9 protein-coding genes are annotated in these 19,175 nt (G+C 48.8%); 6 read left to right on the top strand and 3 right to left on the bottom strand.

Annotation, left to right across the window (positions count from 1 at the left end):
• The first annotated feature begins 62 nt into the window (after nucleotides 1-62).
• Complete coding sequence (gene gndA, locus H6F68_RS07980) at nucleotides 63-1,586, top strand: NADP-dependent phosphogluconate dehydrogenase (RefSeq protein ID WP_190557920.1); 1,524 nt, start codon at nucleotides 63-65, stop codon at nucleotides 1,584-1,586.
• A 78-nt stretch (nucleotides 1,587-1,664) separates the two neighbouring features.
• On the opposite strand, the gene H6F68_RS07975 is transcribed toward gndA, so the two are convergent.
• A complete protein-coding gene (locus H6F68_RS07975) occupies nucleotides 1,665-2,135 on the bottom strand; it encodes a GNAT family N-acetyltransferase (protein WP_190557919.1) in 471 nt (156 codons plus the stop codon).
• Between the two features lie 150 nt (nucleotides 2,136-2,285).
• Between H6F68_RS07975 and H6F68_RS07970 the strand changes: the two genes are divergently transcribed.
• From H6F68_RS07970 to H6F68_RS07955, 4 genes are all read left to right on the top strand, one after another.
• On the top strand, nucleotides 2,286-5,585 hold the full coding sequence (locus H6F68_RS07970; RefSeq protein ID WP_190557918.1) for a non-ribosomal peptide synthetase: 3,300 nt from the start codon (nucleotides 2,286-2,288) through the stop codon (nucleotides 5,583-5,585).
• Nucleotides 5,582-10,372: a non-ribosomal peptide synthetase gene (locus H6F68_RS07965; RefSeq protein ID WP_190557917.1), complete on the top strand. Its 4,791-nt coding sequence runs from the start codon at nucleotides 5,582-5,584 to the stop codon at nucleotides 10,370-10,372. Before H6F68_RS07970 ends, H6F68_RS07965 begins: the two co-directional genes overlap by 4 nt.
• Before the next feature lie 12 nt (nucleotides 10,373-10,384).
• Nucleotides 10,385-14,398: an amino acid adenylation domain-containing protein gene (locus H6F68_RS07960; protein ID WP_190557916.1), complete on the top strand. Its 4,014-nt coding sequence runs from the start codon at nucleotides 10,385-10,387 to the stop codon at nucleotides 14,396-14,398.
• A 103-nt stretch (nucleotides 14,399-14,501) separates the two neighbouring features.
• The gene (locus H6F68_RS07955) at nucleotides 14,502-16,307 is read left to right on the top strand and encodes an ATP-binding protein (RefSeq protein ID WP_190557915.1); all 1,806 of its coding nucleotides are present in this window, start codon (nucleotides 14,502-14,504) and stop codon (nucleotides 16,305-16,307) included.
• On the opposite strand, the gene H6F68_RS07950 is transcribed toward H6F68_RS07955, so the two are convergent.
• Together H6F68_RS07950 and H6F68_RS07945 are read right to left on the bottom strand one after the other, a co-directional pair.
• Nucleotides 16,308-16,781 carry a DUF4383 domain-containing protein gene (locus H6F68_RS07950; RefSeq protein WP_190557914.1) on the bottom strand — a complete coding sequence of 158 codons (474 nt, stop codon included), beginning with the start codon at nucleotides 16,779-16,781 and terminating at the stop codon, nucleotides 16,308-16,310. It lies immediately after the preceding gene.
• A gap of 206 nt (nucleotides 16,782-16,987) precedes the next feature.
• Nucleotides 16,988-18,277, bottom strand: a complete 1,290-nt coding sequence (locus tag H6F68_RS07945) for a S41 family peptidase (RefSeq protein ID WP_190557913.1) — start codon at nucleotides 18,275-18,277, stop codon at nucleotides 16,988-16,990.
• A gap of 417 nt (nucleotides 18,278-18,694) precedes the next feature.
• On the opposite strand from H6F68_RS07945, the gene H6F68_RS07940 reads away from it, so the two are divergent.
• Complete coding sequence (locus H6F68_RS07940; protein ID WP_190557912.1) at nucleotides 18,695-19,063, top strand: response regulator; 369 nt, start codon at nucleotides 18,695-18,697, stop codon at nucleotides 19,061-19,063.
• Nucleotides 19,064-19,175: the final 112 nt, after the last annotated feature.

Below are 19,175 nucleotides of genomic sequence, written 5' to 3'. Positions count from 1 at the left end.
GATCGGGCTACCCTGAAGGGGAATCACAGGCCCTGATACATGCAGAGTTGGTAAAAAGTGTTATGACCCAGCAGAGCTTTGGTCTCATTGGTTTAGCGGTTATGGGTGAGAACCTAGCCCTGAACGTTGAACGTAATGGTTTTCCGATTGCCGTTTATAACCGAACCCCAGACAAAACCGATGTCTTCATGGCACAGCGGGCGCAAGGTAAGCAAGTCAAAGCCGCCTACTCCATTGAAGACTTTGTAGCTTCCCTCGAACGGCCCCGAAAAATTTTAATTATGGTGAAAGCGGGGGCTCCGGTTGATGCTGTGATTAATCAGCTGAGACCTCTGCTAGAGCCTGGTGACATCATTATTGATGGTGGCAACTCTCTCTATGAAGATACGGAGCGGCGCACTAAGGAGTTAGAACCTTCCGGACTCCATTTTGTGGGTATGGGAGTCAGCGGTGGTGAAGAAGGAGCCCTGAATGGCCCCAGCTTAATGCCAGGTAGCTCTAAAGCTGCCTATGATGAACTCGCTCCCATTTGGACCAAGATTGCGGCCCAAGTGGATGATGGCCCTTGCGTGACCTACATTGGTCCGGGTGGGGCAGGGCACTACGTCAAAATGGTGCACAACGGCATTGAGTACGGCGATATGCAGTTGATTGCAGAAGCCTACGACTTGCTGAAGAATACCCTAGGCTTAAATCACACCCAGCTACATGAAGTTTTTGCTGAGTGGAATACCACCGAAGAACTCGACTCTTACCTAATTGAAATTACAGCCGACATCTTCAAGAAAATTGATCCCGATACAGGCAATGCCCTAGTCGATGTGGTTCTAGATGCTGCTGCCCAGAAAGGAACGGGGCGTTGGACGGTTGCCAGTGCGTTAGAGCTAGGTGTTTCCATCCCCACCATGATTGCTGCCGTGAATGCCCGGATTACCTCTTCCCAGAAGGAAGAACGGGTCGCTGCTTCTAAGGTGCTGACAGGGCCAACGGGTAAGTATGAAGGCGATACCAAAGCCTTCATCGGCAAAATCCGGGATGCTTTGTACTGCTCCAAAATCTGCTCCTACGCTCAGGGCATGGAGTTGTTGAGTGTTGCCTCTAGGGACTTCAACTACGGTCTGAACTTAGGCGAAATTGCTCGGATTTGGAAAGGTGGTTGCATCATTCGAGCTCGCTTCTTGAACAAGATTAAGCAAGCCTTTGATGAAAACCCCAGCTTACCCAATTTGCTGCTAGCTCCAGAGTTTAAGCAAACGATTCTGGATCGACAAGACGCTTGGCGTGAAGTGGTGATTCAAGCCGCTAGATTGGGCATTCCTGTGCCCGCTTTTAGTGCTTCACTCGATTACTTCGATAGCTACCGTCGCGATCGCTTGCCTCAGAACCTAACTCAGGCCCAGCGCGATTACTTCGGTGCCCATACCTACCTGCGAGTAGACAAGCCAGGAGTCTTCCACACGGATTGGACCCCAGCGGCTCAGGAATCTACCCAGACTTCCACGCCTGAAGTTCCTCTAGATGGTAAAGAGCCAGGAACTGTGGCACCGGAAGAGGTGAAAACTCAGGAAGCTCAAACGCAGCGTTAACCAGCTTCAAAGTTTGCCTCCTCCTCTCAATTCTATGCCTCCATCAGGGGGCATTTTTTGTGCTCTTGATACCTTGTACTACTGGAAGCTAATGATCTTTGCCATTTTGAAACGCTCCAGCTCTACACCTTTACGAGTCACGACTTCGGTTTCTGTGATGTGATATCCCATTTTTGAGAAGAAAAACTTAGAGATGCGGCTAGCTTCAGTGTGCAGATGCTCTACTCCTCGTTGGATTGCATAGGTTTCTAGTTTTAGGTAAATCTTGGTGGCATATCCTTGCCGCGCCGCTTGGCTCGCTGTGTAAAGAAAAGCAATATGATTGAGCGGATTTAACTGCCCAAAAGCAACTAATTGCCCCTCTGATACTGCAACCAATGTCAGGCCCTGCTGGAGCGATCGCCGAAATTCCTCAATGTCGTCAGGATAAGCAGACCAGACGGCTATTTGCTCAGCGTTATAGGCCGTAGCCCCAATGCCAAGGACAGAGTCTTGGTAAATCGCCGCGATCGCCTCAGCATCGGCAGCTTGGTAAGGACGAATCAACATAGTTTTTAATCTAGATTAAGCTCTGCCCAGAGAGAGATTTACTTGTCAGTTTTAACGAACTACAAGGGAAAGGCCACTAATTCGGCACAAGCAATTCGGCACAGCTAATTCATTACAAGTATCCAGCACAAGTCATTCGGCACAGTTGGAATGGTGATCGAAAACCCCGTCGGCAACGTTTCTGAAGAAGTTTTTGTCTTTCCAACATCCTTCGCCCAACAGCGGCTGTGGTTTCTGGAGCAGCTTGTTCCCAACACCTGTTTATATAATGTGCCGACTGTTTTTCGCCTGACGGGTGCGCTCAATGTAGTTGTTTTAGAGCAATGCTTTAATGAGTTGGTGCGTCGTCATGAAACTCTGCGAACAACTTTTGTGATGATTGACGGAGAACCCGCGCAGGCGATCGCACCTCGTCTCCAGATTCCTCTCTCGATCATCGACTTGCAACATTGTTCTGTCTTAGAGCGGGAAGCAGAAGCGCAGCGACTAATTCGGACAGAAATGCAACGGCCATTCTGTTTGTCTCAAGGACCGCTGATTCGGTTAATGCTATTTCGCTTAGCTCCCTCAGAACATATCCTTTTGATCAATTTGCATCATATCGTTTTTGATGAGTGGTCTAGTGGCATCCTGATCCGAGAACTAGGGACTTTATATACGGCTTTGAGTGCAGGTCAAGAGTCTCCATTAGCAGAGTTGCCGATTCAGTATGCAGATTTTGCCCATTGGCAGCGGGAATGGTTGCAGGGAGACATTTTAGCGTCACAACTGGCTTACTGGCGACAACAGTTGCGAGAGGTGCCTGTGCTGGATCTCCCAACCGATCGCCCGCGTCCCAAGTTGCCTACTTATCAAGGGGCACTGCATCAAGTGGAACTACCCCAAAGCTTAGCTGAAGCGCTTAATGCCCTGAGCCAGAACGCAGGCACTACCCTGTTTATGACCTTGTTGGCAGCGTTCCAGACATTGCTCTATCGCTACACAGGGCAGACAGATATTGCCATCGGTTCGCCAATTGCCAATCGCAACCGCAGTGAACTGGAGAGCTTAATTGGGTTTTTTGCCAACAGTTTAGTGCTGCGCGGAGATCTGTCTGGTAATCCTAATTTTGTGGAAATACTGGAGCGATCGCGACAGATGACTTTGGCGGCATATGCCCATCAAGATGTGCCGTTCGAGAAGTTGGTTGAGGAACTGCACCCTGTCCGCAACCCTAGCCATAATCCCCTATTTCAAGTAGTATTTGCGCTGCAAAATGCGCCGATGACACAGCTAGAGTTGCCAGGATTGACGCTGGACGCTATTGAGTTTGATACCCGGAGCAGCCGCTTCGATTTGGAGCTGTATTTGTGGGAATGCGGGGAAAATTTTCGGGGATTGTGGGGGCAGGGCTGGCAAAACTCTACAGGTCTGCGAGGAGTAGTGGTCTACAACACAGATCTATTTCAGCCGGAGACAATTGCTCGCTTCATGCGATCGCTGCAAACTCTTTTGGAGGCGGTTGTCGCTAACCCTCATCAGCGGTTGGCAGATTTACCTGTACTGACTGCGGCTGAACAAAAACAGATCTTGCTGGATTGGAATCAGACGAATACAGCCTATCCCAAATCTCAGTGCATTCATCAACTGTTTGAAGCACAAGTAGAAAAGTCACCGGATGCGATCGCACTTCAATTTGGTGACAAGCAATTTACTTATCAAGCCTTAAATCAAGGCAGTAATCAATTAGCCCATTACTTACAGAAGCTGGGAGTAGAGGCAAAAACATTCGTCGGTGTTTGTCTCGAACGCTCTTCTGAAATGGTGGCAGCTCTCCTTGGTATTTTGAAATCAGGCGGGGCTTATGTACCACTAGATCCGACCTATCCCTCAGAACGACTCCGCTTCATGATCGAGGATGCTCAAGTTCCTGTATTGCTTACGCAATCAGAATATCGAGAGCAGTTTCGAGATTGTTCCGTTCAGGTGATTTGCCTCGATCAGGAGTGGGCCGCGATCGCCCAGGAGATGGAAGAGAATCTCTCTCCTCAGGTGACTCCTGAAGATTTGGCCTATGTGGTTTATACATCTGGCTCTACAGGCCAACCCAAGGGGGTAGCTGTGCCTCATCGCGCCGTAAATCGGCTGGTATGTGATACCAACTATATCCAGATTCATCCCAGCGATCGCATAGCTCAAGTCTCTAACGTCTCTTTTGATGCCGCTACGTTTGAGATTTGGGGTGCCCTGCTGAATGGGGCGCAACTGATCGGTATTGATCGAGAAGTATCTTTATCTCCGCTGAAATTTGCAACTGCTCTCGCCCAACAGCAGATTGATATCCTATTTCTGACCACAGCTCTGTTCAACCAAGTTGCCAGCGAAGTTCCGACTGCATTTCACAGATTACGATATCTTTTATTTGGTGGAGAAGTTGCCGATCTGCAACAGGTGCGAGCTGTAATTCAGGCAGGTGCACCAAAACACTTGCTGCATGTTTACGGCCCAACGGAATGCACTACGTTTGCCTCTTGGTATGAGATCCAGGAACTGTCAGAAACCGCCACTCTCCCCATTGGTCGGCCAGTTGCCAATACCCAGCTCTATATCCTCGACACCCAACTTCAACCTGTGCCAATTGGCGCAAAAGGTGAACTATACATCGGCGGCGACGGACTCGCAACAGGCTATCTTAACCAATCAAAGTTAACCGCTGAGCGATTCATTTCTTATAAGAATGAAGCAAGTTACCTCTACAAAACTGGAGACCTCGCTCGTTACCAATCAGATGGCAATATTGAATTTCTCGGTCGTACTGACAATCAAGTGAAGTTGCGGGGTTTCCGGATTGAGTTGGGGGAAGTTGAGGCGGCTTTGCAGCAACATCCGCAGGTGCAAGCAGCGATCGCCAAGCTCCAGTCGTCTGAGCCACAAGCTGATGATTTACAAGCTGATAGGGATCAGAAATCACTGGTTGCTTATATTGTGTCTAGCCAGAAACCCGCTCCTACTACTTCAGAACTGCGGAGTTTTTTGAAGGCGAAGTTGCCAGAGTATATGATTCCAAGCGCGATCGCAGTTTTGGAGATTCTGCCGCTCACTCCGAATGGCAAGGTAGATCGGCGGGCTTTGCCTCTTGTAAGCTTAGCCTCGGTAGCTGGGATGACTGCTGCTCAAGCGCCACAAACGGAGATTGAACAAAAGCTGGCTGCGATCTGGATGCGGCTTTTAGGGCTCCCGCAGGTTGGAGTTCATGACAACTTTTTTGAGTTAGGAGGACACTCGCTGCTAGCAACCCAACTCATGTCTCGCATCCGCGATGTCTTGCAGGTGGAAGTGCCGTTGCGTAGTTTGTTTGAGGCTCCCACGATCGCGGGTTTGGCTAAACAGATGGAAACGCTCAGTTGGATCGGGCGGAGGCAGGAAGTTTCTGGTGCTATAGCAGTAGGACGTGAGGAGGTAGAGTTTTGACAACGGCTGAGCTTTTGGCTTATCTGCGGCAATTAGATATTCAAGTGTGGTTAGAGGGAGCCAATCTACGCTGTAGTGCCCCAGACGGAGCTTTGACCCCAGAGTTACGAACCGCGATCGCTCAACGTAAATCAGAGCTGCTGCATTGGCTACACCAAGCTCATGCGTCTGCCTATCAAGCTACACCTGAACTCAAGCCAATTGCTCGTAATCAACCACTACCGCTCTCCTTTGCCCAACAGCGATTATGGTTTCTCGATCAACTGGTGCCAGAAAACCCCTTCTACAACATGCCCTCAGCCGTGCGACTCAGCGGGCATTTGCATCTAAAGGCGTTGGAACAAGCTTTTGCGGAACTGGTGCAACGTCATGAAACACTCCGAACTCGCTTTGCCAAAGTAGACGGGCAACCCACCCAGATCATCACGCCTACTTTGCCACTGTCTATTCCAGTGACGGATCTGCAAAGTCTGGATTCCTCGGCACAAGAGGAGACCGTTCGGCAAATTGCCACAGAGGAAGCACATTGCCCCTTTGATCTCACAGTCAGTCCGTTGTTGCGGGTGAAGTTGTTGCAGCTAGAGGCGACAGAATATCTACTACTGCTCAATCTGCATCACATTATTTCGGATGGTTGGTCGTTGGGGGTGTTAATGCGAGAGCTAGGAGCGCTCTACACGGCCTTTGCAGAGGGCCAGCCTTCTCCTTTGTCAGAGCTGCCGATTCAGTATGCAGACTTTGCTCACTGGCAGCGGCAATGGCTACAAGGAGAAGTGCTGGAGTCGCAACTGGCTTATTGGCGACAACAGTTGCAAGATCTGCCAGTACTGAATCTCCCGATTGATCATCCCCGTCCAGCCACCCAAAGTTATAAAGGCGCGATCGCTCCCTTAGCGCTATCTCCTCAACTCACGCAAGCTCTAGAGGAACTGAGCCAAAAGGCGGGAACGACGCTGTTCATGACCCTTCTGGCTGCGTTCCAAACTCTACTTTTCCGTTACACAGGGCAGACTGAGGTGGCTGTAGGTTCTCCGATTGCCAACCGTAACCGTAGTGAGATCGAGGGATTGATCGGTTTTTTCGTCAATAGCTTAGTGTTACGAACCGATCTCTCTGGTAATCCGACGTTTCGGGAGTTGTTGGAGCGATCGCGGGAAGTCGCATTAGCCGCCTACGCTCATCAAGATGTGCCGTTTGAAAAGTTGGTTGAAGAACTACATCCAGAGCGAGACTTGAGCCGCAATCCATTGTTTCAAGTCGCATTTGCCCTCCAGAATGCACCGATGGCACCGCTAGACCTTCCTGGTCTGACACTATCTCCTTGGAAACTGGATGTTGGCACCGCTCGGTTTGATCTGGAGTTTCATGTGTGGGAGCAGGCAGAAGGGCTGAGCGGATTATGGGATACTACGAAGGAGGGGTTGAGTGGCTTTGTGGCATACAGTACGGAGCTATTTGAGCCAACTGCGATTACGCGAATGATTGGGCATTTTCAAACGCTGCTAGAGGGAATTGTTGCCAATCCAGATCAGGGGCTCTCCGATCTGCCCATCCTCAATGCTGCTGAACAGTATCAACTGCTAGTGGAGTGGAATCAAACTCAGGTGGAGTACAACAAAGATGTTTGTATTCATCACCTACTTGCTGCCCAAGCTGAAAAAACACCCGATGCGATTGCGGTTGCCGCACCCTCTGGGAATGCCGTTGGGTTTGCTGAACAACAATTAACCTATCAAGAATTGGATCAACGAGCCAACCAACTGGCGCACTATTTGCAACAATTAGGAGTGGGGCCAGAAACTCTAGTGGGCATCTGTGTCGATCGCTCTCTTGATATCCTCATTGCCATCTTGGGCGTATGGAAGGCGGGGGGTGTTTATGTGCCGCTCGATCCAGAGTATCCTCGCGATCGCCTTCAGTTTATGCTGCAAGATTCGCAAGTTTCGGTGTTGCTGACTCAGCGATCGCATGTGGAAGTGTTTGATACTTCCACATTTTCCTTGCAAGAGGGGAGTGATAAACCCATTTCGGGAGAAGATCAGACGCTTCGAGTTATCTGTCTAGATCAAGATTGGGAGTTGATTGCTCAGCAAAAGCAGTCAGCCCCCGCTAGTGTTGCAACAGCCGATCAGTTGGCTTATGTGATCTACACCTCTGGCTCAACTGGGATACCCAAAGGGGTAATGGTAGAGCATCGGGGGCTTTGCAATGTGGTGACAGCGCAACAGCAGAGCTTCAATCTGCCGCTCGGGAGTCGAGTGTTACAATTTAGCGCTTGGAGCTTTGATGCTTCCATCTTTGAGATGTTGATGGCGCTAGGCTCTGGGGGGACGCTCTACATTGTGCCCCAGTCAGCGCGATCGCCTGGGATAGAACTGGTTCAATTCCTCCAAACCCAGAATATTGCTGCCGCGATTTTGCCGCCTGCGGTCTTGTCCCTATTGCCAGAAAATAACCTACCAATGCTGCAAACGGTGATTGCGGGTGGAGAAGCTTGTAGCGGTGAAATCGTGAGAAAGTGGGCACGAGGACGACGGTTTTTTAATGCTTATGGCCCTACAGAAACCACGATTTGGGCGACGGTGGCCGAACTGACTCACAAAGCTGACAGTCTCGAAAAGCCCCCGATCGGTCGTCCTGTGGCGAACACCCAAACTTATGTTTTGGATACTTATCAACAGCCTGTGCCGATTGGTGTAGTTGGTGAGTTGTATATTGGCGGCGACGGAGTGGCTAGGGGATACCTTAACCGACCAGAGTTAACTGCTGAGCGCTTTATCCCTTGCCTGTTTAGCGCTAGCCCAGCAGCAAGATTGTACAAAACAGGAGATTTGGCTCGATATAGATCTGATGGTTTCCTGGAATTCATCGGGCGAGCAGATGAACAGGTTAAGATCCGGGGCTTCCGGATGGAGTTGGGCGAGATTGAAGCGGTTTTGCAGCAGCATCCTTTAGTGAAAGGAGCGATCGCCACAGTTCAGGGATCAGCCTCTGGAGATCAACAGTTAACGGCTTATGTCTCTTTCCATCCAGAGCGTGAAGGAGCTGGGATGGCGATCGCCCAGCAGCTACAGCAGGAGCAAGTAGAACATTGGCAAACTCTATACGATCAGACCTATGCTCAGCCTGTTAATTCTGCTGATCCAACGTTCAATATTGTGGGCTGGAATAGCAGTTATACGGGGCAACCCATTCCAATAGAACAGATGCGAGAGTGGGTCGATCGCCGAGTGGAACAAATTCTCGCCCTACAACCTCAGCGAGTCCTAGAAATTGGTTGTGGAACGGGATTGCTGCTATTTCAACTAGCGCCTCACTGTCTCGAATATTGGGCTACAGATTTTTCCCAAATCTCATTAAGTACGATTCAGCAGCAGCTAAACCAGCAACAGTTGCCGCCCGTAAAACTATTGCATCGCTCAGCTAACGACTTTACGGATATAGAGCCAAATAAATTTGATCTGATTGTGCTCAATTCGGTGGTGCAATACTTTCCGAGTGTGAATTACTTACTTCAAGTCTTAGAAAGAGCGCTACAAGCCCTGGCTCCAGGCGGTTCTCTCTTTATTGGGGATGTGCGAAATCTAGCACTGTGGTCTGCCTTTCATGCTTCTGTGCAGATGGAGCAAGCTAGCCCTGCATTGGAGCGATCGCAGCTCCAGCAACAAGTCCAACGAACCATGTTTGAGGAACCAGAACTGCTGATCGATCCAGAATTTTTTCAGGCATTGCGATCGCGTTTTCCGCAAATCCAGGATATACAAATTCAGCTCACTCGTGGTCAGGTTCATAATGAGATGACCCAGTTTCGCTACAACGTTGTCCTGCACAAAAGCAAGGAAACTGAGGAGGTGCAGGATCAACAGCCGTTTATTCCTATGAGTTCGCCTGTCTTGGAGTGGAATTGGACAAACGAACTAACCGTCGAGATGATTCGGCAGCATCTGATTGCAGCACAACCAGACAGATTAGCAATCAGAGGTGTGCCAAATGCCCGTGTGGTTGCGGCAGTGACAACGGCAGCTTGGCTGGCAGAGGCAGAATCACAAACTGTGGGACACATGCGAACAGCCCTAGAGCGACTAATAGAATCTGGAATCGATCCAGAAGTTTGGTGGAGTTTGGAGCAAGATTTGCCTTATCACGTAAATGTGAGTTGGTCCGCCGTTGGGAGCGATCGCTATGATGTGACCTTGCAACATCGAGGAGTTAAGGCAGAGCGGAGACTGGAGCCTGAGGCGATCGCTCCTGCTCGTCCTTGGTCCACTTATGCCAATCGGCCTTTACAAAGACAGTTGGCGCGACAGCTAGTGCCCCAGCTCCGAAATTACCTAGAGCAAAAGTTGCCAAACTATATGGTGCCTGCTGCTTTTGTCGTGTTAGAAACTATCCCGCTCACTCCCAGCGGCAAGATTGATCGTCGGGCTCTCCCTGCTCCCATGCCAATAGAGTCAACGCAAGGGTATGTGGCACCGCGATCGCCGATAGAAGCAAAATTAGTCTCTATTTGGTCAGAATTGCTAGGAGTCAAGCGAGTGGGACTCTACGACAACTTCTTTGAGCTGGGAGGGCATTCTCTTCTCGCAACTCAATTAACTTCTCGCATTCGGGATGCTTTTGCGATAGAACTGCCTCTGCGTCATTTATTTGAATCTCCAACGATCGCTCAACTGGCTCAGCAAATTGACAGTTTGCAGGTTAGCCAACCCCAGCCATCTATTCCTGCCATTGTTCCGCTCTCAAGAGACGCATATCGGCGATCGCGCTCGTCTTTGAATCAGAATTAAGGGAGATAAGAGGTGGTAGCTAGTAACAGCCAGGAAGAATTGTTTGTCTTTCCGGCGTCATTTGCTCAGCAGCGATTGTGGTTTTTGCATCAGCTCGTACCGGAGAATCCTTTTTACAATGTTTTGGCTGCGATTCGCTTGCAAGGAAACTTGCACATAGGAGCATTAGAGCAAACGCTTCAGGAGATTGGGCAGCGCCATGAGGTTCTTCGGACTACATTTGCAGTAGTGGAGGGAGAACTGGCTCAGATCATCAGCCCTAATTTCCATCTACCTCTACCCATCGTAGATTTACAAGCAACTTCCGCGATCGCCCGCACCGAAGCAGGCCAGCGAATTGCCCAAGAGGTATCCCGACGTTCCTTCGATCTCACGATGGGGCCACTGTTCCAAGCGCAGTTATTGCAACTCGAGGCAGCCGACTATATCTTGTTGCTAAATTTTCACCATATCGTGGCGGATGGTTGGTCGATCGCGGTATTGATTCGAGAGTTGACGACGCTCTATCCTGCTTTTCTCAAGCGCCAACCATCTCCTTTGCCAGAGTTGCCCATTCAGTATGCCGACTTCGCCCATTGGCAGCGAGAGTATCTACAAGGCGAGGTATTGGCATCTCAGCTCTCTTATTGGCGGCAACAGCTGCAAAATCTCCCAGAATTGCAGTTACCTACCGCTCACCCCCGTCCAGTCACGCCTAGCTACCGAGGAGCTGCCCAACAGCTAGAGCTATCACCCGAATTAACCTCAGCTTTAGAGAGCTTGAGCGATCGCGCGGGCGTATCCCTCTTTATGACGCTGCTTGCTGCATTTCAGACGCTGTTGTACCGCTATACAGGGCAAACAGATATCGTGGTGGGTTCAGCGATCGCCAACCGCAACCGCACCGAATTAGAAAATTTAATTGGATTCTTCGTCAACAGTTTAGTATTACGGATTGACCTCTCTGGTAATCCTATGTTTGATGAGCTACTAGAACGAGTTCGTCAAATGACGTTGGCTGCCTATGCTCATCAAGAGGTGCCTTTTGAGAAGTTGGTTGAGGAATTGCAGCCAGAACGCGATTTGAGTCGAAATCCTCTCTTTCAGGTGGTTTTCACGCTCCAAAATACTCCAGTTGCCAAGCTGGAACTCCCTGGATTAGTGCTCAGCAGTTTGCCTGTAGAAACAGAAACGGCTCGCGTTGATCTGGAATTCCACGTCTATAAATCTCTCGATCGGCTCACCTGTACGGCAATCTACAGCACTGACTTGTTTGAGCCAGCGACCATGACTCACCTACTAGCGCACTTCCAAACCTTGCTAACAGGGATTGTAGCTGATCCAAAACAACAGATTGCTCATCTACCTATTCTGTCTTCGAGAGAACGTCATCAGCTTTTGCACAAGTGGAGTCAAACAGTGACTCATGAGGTTGCGCCTCTCTGTGCTCACCAACTCTTTGAAGCGCAAGTTCAGCAAGCGCCAGATGCCATTGCTCTTACCTACCAAAATCAGCGCCTCACCTATCAAGAACTCAATCAACGGGCCAATCAATTGGCTCATTACTTGCAGGAGTTAGGTGTAGGGGCAGAAGTTTTGGTGGGTCTCTGTGTCGATCGCTCCCCAGAAATGGTGATTAGTCTGTTAGCCATCTGGAAGGCGGGTGGCGCTTATTTGCCGCTCGACCCTGGCTACCCACGCGATCGCTTGCAGTTCATGCTAGTAGATGCGGAAGTCAAAATTTTAGTCACTCAATCTTTCCATTTGCATCTGTTTGATAGTGGTTTGCTACAGGTTGTTTGCCTGGATCAGGAGCGTAGAGCGATCGCGCAACACAATCAATCTAATCCTCTCAACCAGACTACTTCCAGCCATTTAGCTTATGTCATCTACACTTCGGGTTCTACAGGTCAGCCTAAAGGTGTTTTAGTCGAACATCGTGGGCTGAGCAATTTGGTGGGGGCGCAAAGACAGATCTTCCGCCCCAAACTTGGTAGCCGCATTTTGCAATTTGCCTCCCTGAGTTTCGATGCTGCCGCCTTTGAGATCCTCATGGCTTTAACTAATGGAGCCACGCTCTACCTAGCGCCCCAGACATCTTTGCTACCTGGAGCAGATTTACTCCAATTTCTCCGTCATCATGCGATTACCCATGCCACTCTACCTCCCAGTGTCTTATCTGTTTTGCCCGCTGAGTCTCTGCCCACTCTGCAAGTTCTAATCTCGGCAGGAGAAGCTTGTTCTAGTAGCATTGTTAAACGCTGGGCGCAAGGACGACAGTTTTTTAATGCCTATGGCCCCACCGAAGCGACTATTTGGGCCACTGTGGCTGAGTTGACTGTAGATAGCGCTAAACCTACCATCGGTCGTCCGATCGCCAATACTCAAATCTACATTCTGGATACTCATCTCCAACCTGTTCCCATCGGTGTTGTTGGTGAGTTGTACATTGCTGGCATCGGCGTTGCCCGTGGCTATCTCAATCGACCTGACCTAACTGCTGAGCGTTTTGTTTCTCTCTCTCTCCCCTCTGCGGAAACGCTTGCAGCGAACACACCTCTCTACAAAACTGGCGATCGCGCTCGTTATCTCCCTGACGGTAATGTTGAATTTTTGGGTCGCGCGGATACTCAGGTAAAGTTGCGAGGCTTCCGGGTTGAGTTGGGTGAAATTGAGGCTGTGCTCCAGCAGCATGAAGCAGTCCAGGTCGCAGTTGCGATCGCTTCTCAAGACAAACTGGGTGAGCAGCGTCTGGTCGTCTACGTGATACCTCATGAGCAGCGGTCTGTAACTAAGTCTGAGTTGCGAGAATTCCTGCGATCGCGTCTCCCTCATTACTTAATTCCCTCAACATTTGTCCTGCTGCCAACTCTGCCGCTCACGCCGAATGGGAAAGTCGATCGTGCTGCTTTGCCAATGCCCGAACTCAGCAATTCTAGGCAGAAGGTGGCGATCGCTGCTCCTCGTACCCTTACAGAAGAGAGACTGGTACAAATTTGGTCAGCGGTGCTGAACTTGGAGCAGGTTGGGATTGATGAAAATTTCTTTGCGCTGGGGGGAGACTCATTTTTGGCTTTACGCCTGATGGAGCAAGTTCAACAACAATTTGAGCAATCTCTACCTTTATCGACGTTGTTTTTGGCTCCCACGGTAGAGCAACTGGCAAAACACCTATCAAGCCCAAAATCTCCAGCTTGGTCGCCTCTCGTACCGTTGCAACCTGCGGGTACGAAACTTCCCTTCTTCTGTATCCATCCTGTAATGGGGATGGTACTGCCTTATGCTGAGTTAGCCCGCCGGATGGGAACTGAGCAACCTTTTTATGGACTGCAACCTTTTGGCTTAGATGGTCAACAGCCGCCGCTCAGGAGTATTGAGCAGATGGCGAGCCATTACATACAGGCAATTCGAGCCGTTCAGCCGCGAGGCCCTTATCATTTAGGAGGGTGGTCATTTGGAGGCTTGGTAGCGTTTGAAATGGCCCAACAACTGCGGCAAGCAGGTCATGAAGTGGCGCTGCTAGCATTACTCGATACCCTCGCTCCGATCCCCACCAATCAACCGTCTTTTGGAGAGAGTTGGCGATTTCTGATCACGACTGTCCTGAAATCTCTCCCTTCTTTTGGGCTAGACTATTTCCGTCTCCTGATCGCTTCTGTAGCCAAGATGTTTGGGAACAGGCGATCGCGCCTCAACCAGATTCGATCAAAGACTCTGAGCGCTGCTCCCTCTAGACTTCCTCCTGACTCGCAACTGCGACTCCTCAAAGAATTGGCGCTAAGCCCCATGCTCCGCATCTTTTATGCCAACAGTCAGGCAGTACAACGCTACACTCCTCGAATTTATTCGGGTCCGATTACGTTGTTCAAAAGCTCACAGTTTAAAAGCTCAAAACCATTGAGCCAAGCCAAAGATGATTTTCTCGGCTGGCACAGTTTAACTACAACCGAAATAAAAACTCATGTCATTCCTGGCGACCACTTCTCAATCTTGAAGCAACCTCACGTACAGGTTTTGGCTGAACAATTGCGCACCTATTTTAAGTAGGTGTAATCCAAAAGCTCATTGATTTAGTAGTTCAGATTAGAATAGTTATTAGATTTAGCGATCAGACTGATAAATTTATTAAGCTAAAAGTGTCTGAGGATACATGAATTTAGAGGAATTCATCAAGAAAATCAAGACACTTAGGCAGTCAAGTAGCCATTTCACTGAAGATAAGAACTCAGAGTACTTAGACCCTTTACTGATCTACGAACAACTGTTAACAGCCCTAGAAGAACTGCAAGTTGCGGAAGCTGAACTGATACAGCAAAATGAAGAGTTACAAATTACTCGTGACTTAATTGACCAAGAGCGCCAACGGTATCAAGAATTATTTGAATTTGCTCCAGACAGCTATATTGTCACAGATGTCAGCGGCCAAATTCAGGAAGTAAACGAAGCGGCGATCGCGTTACTCAATTTGCCTAGGGTATCTCTGATTCGTAAGCCATTATCTGTTTTTATTGCTGAATCAGAGCGGGCTATTTTTCGTCTCAGGTTACAAAGATTGCAGCAAGAGTCTACCCAGCAAGAGTGGGAGATGCGGCTACAATCTCGCCGAGGACAGCCCTTAGATGTAGCAGCGACGGTTGCAGTCGTGCGAGATAACTGGGCAAGGCCAATCATGCTACGTTGGTTGCTGCGCGATATTACTGCTCGCAAGCAGGTAGAGAGACAAGTCAAAAAGCTGAATGCAGAACTGATGCAGCGATCGCTCTTTGAAACCAGTCTGAAGCGAATTCGGGACAAAGTGCGAGAAAGGTTAGATGAAAGCCAGATTTTGCAAACTGCGGTGCAGGAATTAGCCATTGGGCTGCACTTGCGTGCTTGCGATACTGCTATGTATGACCTGCAAACAGGCACTTCTACCGTTTGCTATCAATATAGTGCTCCTGGCGTCTTGATGCCTTCTGTAGTAGGGCAAGTAATCCAAATGGCAGCCTTTCCGGATGGTTACAGTCAGCTTCAGCAAGCTCAAACTTTTCAGTTTTGTGAAATAACGACTGACCCCGCTCGAAGTCAAGTAGCGATTCTAGCTTGTCCCATTGCTGACCATGAAGGTGTCATTGGTGATCTGTGGTGCTTTAGCGACGGAGAGCGAGCCTTGCAGGAAGTTGAGGTGAACCTAGTGCAGCAGGTTGCTGACCAATGCGCTACTGCGATTCGGCAAGCTCGGCTCTACCAAACAGCCCAAGCCCAGGTTGAGGAACTAGCAAAACTCAATTTGCTCAAGGATGATTTCTTAAGTACGGTTTCTCACGAACTCCGCACTCCTTTAGCAAACATCAAAATGGCGTCTCAACTGCTCCAAATTGCTAGTACTCCTGAACAACGGGAGAAATATCTTAAAGTCTTGCAAGGAGAATGCGATCGCGAAGCGGCTCTAATTAATGACCTTCTAGACTTACAGCGTCTAGAGAGTAACCTCCAGAGCAACTTTGTGCCGGAAGCAATCAATCTCTCTACCTGGCTGCCTAACCTCATCACGTCCTTGCAACTGAAAGCTAAAGCCCACCGACAAAACCTTCAGTTAGATCTCCCTGCATCATTGCCAGTTTTTATCATTGACCAAGGTAGCTTAGAGCGGTTGCTAGTAGAACTGTTGCATAACGCCTATAAGTACACAGCGGCAGATGGAGAGATTATTCTGCAAGTTCGAGCGACTAGTGCTGTGACTACCTTTACGGTACGGAATCAAGCAGAAATTTCCGCTGAGCAATTACCTCGTATCTTCGACAAGTTCTACCGGATTCCCCATGCTGATCGCTGGAAGCAAGGAGGGACAGGTTTAGGCTTATCTCTGGTAAAGCGTTTAGTAGAGCAACTCCAAGGCACAGTCGAAGTAGAGAGTAGGGGTGGTTGGACAACCTTTACAGTGCAACTGCCCAATCACCCAAGCAGGAATGAATGATTAATTGCTGCTGGCGCTTCTCTCAGAGAGTTTCTTCTCGGTAAGTTCTGCTAAATCGGGTGTGGCGATGAAGCCAAAGTAAGTTGCGATCGCAGCGGTAGAGGCATGCAGCCAAATCTCATTACCAAAGATAGGGATAAAGCCCAAAGTGGATTGAGTAGCGGGAATCAGACCCAGAATGGTGAGCAATCCGTAGAATAGGGCCAACGCGCCACTGTAAAGGCGGGAGCTGCCTAAGGAGATAGAAGCCAGAATTCCTAGAAATCCTACAGTCAGATGAACGATATTGTGCAAGAAGTTAATAGGGAATAAACCTAGTAGATCGCCATATCCGCCGCTAAAGCCAAGATTCGCCGCATCGGCTGACACTGTAGGTTCTTTCACCAAGGCTGGGATAAATCCCATGATACCGATTAACAGAAAGAGGATACCTATCACCAAGGCGAAATACTGTCCTGGTTTCCGAGATTTCATTGTTGAGATTCCTGTTGTTTAAAACTGTGGTCTAAAAAGATGCAAAATCGGCAAAGCCTTAACGGTTAAGCATAACCATCAAACACTTATGCATCTTCTTCTTAGGGCTTGTTTGGATGTATCAAGACGCTGTGTTTAGCAATACGCTCCAAATATTCTAATGCTGCGATTTTCAAGCGAATTGCCCCCACCCTGAAGTTCAGTAGTTACTTTGACTGCTGCAATGCTTGTACTAAAACCGCGATCGCCTTCTGTTTTTGTGGATCTGCGCCTTGAGCATAAGCTAACTGGAATGGCACTTCAATATCTGGCTTCACACCTCTCCCTTCTAGGCGTTCTCCGTTGATAAACACATCTACCACAGCTAGATATAGCAGGCTACCATCCTGCATCAGAAATGGGCGACCTCCCACCACAGCTCCTGGAGTTTGGCTACCAATCACGGCTCCAATATTGTATTTCTGAAAGCCATAGGCCAAAATCTCTTTACCACTTCTAGAGCGTTGGTTGACCAACATAACAACTGGCTTGCTCCAACGGTAATTGAGGTCAGTTTTGGTGCCATCACGCTCAACTTGAGTCAGGGTTGGAGACTTGGCAGTAAAGAAGTTGAGATATTCTGGGATCGCTCCACCCCAGCCCTCTCGCAAGTCTAAAATTAATCCGTCTGCTGTTCTCAAATCGCCATAGATTAGCGATCGCTTTAATTCCTCTTGGTAGCGATCGCCCGCATAAGACCAAATATGCACATAGCCAATTCGCTGATTCCCTTGCTCAATCATCTCCGTGCTCGCCTGCATTACTTCTAAAAAAAGCTTGGTGGGATCTAGAGATTTGGGAGTAACTGTAATTGTCTGAGTGCTAGCCGCATCCGAGGTGCGCTGAATAGAGACTTTGACTCCTTGCCCCACCTTCCCGACAAAAGATTGGATTGGTTGGTAAGGACGGCCCTCGACACTGAGTAAGCGATCGCCCACTTTTAAGCCTGCCTTCTCCGCAGGGCTGCCATTGAGGATAGCGCTGATAAAAGTTTGACCGTTCAGCTCTTGGGTGAAAATGCCAATGCCAGGATATTCCACCTTGCCATCTGGAAAGAACTTTCTCAACTGTCTCCACAAACTGTCAGATTGAAAGATGCCTAAAAGTTGGTAATAGGCGGGTTCGGAGCGAGTGTAAAACTGCGTATGAGAAGTTTGTAACTCAGACAACATCTGATTGATCACGACAGCGGCTGCTTCCATAGAGCTGGCTTGCGCTACTAAGGGCCTGTAGCGATCGCGAATTGCCTGCCAGTCCACGCCATTAAACTTCGGATCATAAAAGTTTTGATTGACTGTCTGCCAAGCTTGTTCAAACACTGCACTTTTAGGGTCTGCCAGTCTGGAAACTGCTGGTAAGACGAGTAGGGCAACTAAAAGTAAACCTGTAACACTTGTAATCGCTAAAGCAAACCAGCGGCGTAAATTCTTAAGCGATTTTTGGTGCAGGCTAGACATTGGAAAAACTTCCACAAATCAATTGTTCTTTAATTGAGACTGGTCTTATCACTAGCCTAATTAAGCTCTGCTTTTCTACATTAGTTTTTAATAGCAAAAGCTTGCAGAGATGAGTGATGTCAATGCTTAGCTTTGGCAATGCTGAAGTGGTTTGGCATTACTGTCCACTAGGTTCTGGCTCTGACAAAAGCTGATAATTCTGGCTTCTAATGAAGCACTTTTGTTGGTAGCTAAATATTCTCGGCTAGGGCAAAAATTGATTTGACTGGCTCAGGTTTGCTACCTTAAGAAAAAATTTATGGACTAGACTGTCAGCTATGCAATTTTAGAATTTGGACTAGAGCGCCGATGAGGTGAATAGAAAAGGCCAAGAAATAATAGAGAATACGGTCAACCCCCCTATCTAGGATCTAGTTTATGAGTAAACGGATTCTTCTTGTAGAAGATAACGAAATCCACCGTCTGTTCACCCAAGATTTTTTAGAGTCGCAAGGATATCAAGTCCTAAGTCTGTGTGACGGCATTGATTTCTTGGAAACGGTGACTGAGTTTCAACCAGACTTACTCATCTTAGATCTAAGGCTACCTCAAGTGGATGGATTCACGCTGCTTCAAGAACTACAACAGTCGCAGTGGCATGCTTTGCCTGTGGTGGTCGTAACGGCCTATGCTTTTTATCGGGAGAAACAAAGAGCGTTGAGGATGGGGGTGCGTTCTTACCTGACTAAGCCCGTCAAGCTAGAAGCGATCATCCAAGCGATTGAGGTGGAGCTGAGCCTTAACTAGCTAAACTATGACTGCTCTGGGCTATTGATCAGTGAGAGGGGCACCGTTGGTTGCTCACCCCACGAAACCTGTCAAATATAACCTGCCTTGAAACTTAAACCAGGGTCTACCT

It is taken from the genome of Trichocoleus sp. FACHB-262, assembly GCF_014696035.1.
Taxonomy (GTDB): Bacteria; Cyanobacteriota; Cyanobacteriia; order FACHB-46; family FACHB-46; genus Trichocoleus.
This window is presented reverse-complemented; position numbering and strand designations above follow the sequence as displayed.

What these genes read in the sequence shown, in the direction of transcription:
- H6F68_RS07970 (WP_190557918.1), top strand. Translation starts at nt 2,286, where the DNA reads ATGGTGATCGAAAACCCCGTCGGCAACGTTTCTGAAGAAGTTTTTGTC.
- H6F68_RS07940 (WP_190557912.1), top strand. Translation starts at nt 18,695, where the DNA reads ATGAGTAAACGGATTCTTCTTGTAGAAGATAACGAAATCCACCGTCTG.
- H6F68_RS07975 (WP_190557919.1), bottom strand. Translation starts at nt 2,135, where the DNA reads ATGTTGATTCGTCCTTACCAAGCTGCCGATGCTGAGGCGATCGCGGCG.
- H6F68_RS07955 (WP_190557915.1), top strand. Translation starts at nt 14,502, where the DNA reads ATGAATTTAGAGGAATTCATCAAGAAAATCAAGACACTTAGGCAGTCA.
- gndA (WP_190557920.1), top strand. Translation starts at nt 63, where the DNA reads ATGACCCAGCAGAGCTTTGGTCTCATTGGTTTAGCGGTTATGGGTGAG.
- H6F68_RS07945 (WP_190557913.1), bottom strand. Translation starts at nt 18,277, where the DNA reads ATGTCTAGCCTGCACCAAAAATCGCTTAAGAATTTACGCCGCTGGTTT.
- H6F68_RS07950 (WP_190557914.1), bottom strand. Translation starts at nt 16,781, where the DNA reads ATGAAATCTCGGAAACCAGGACAGTATTTCGCCTTGGTGATAGGTATC.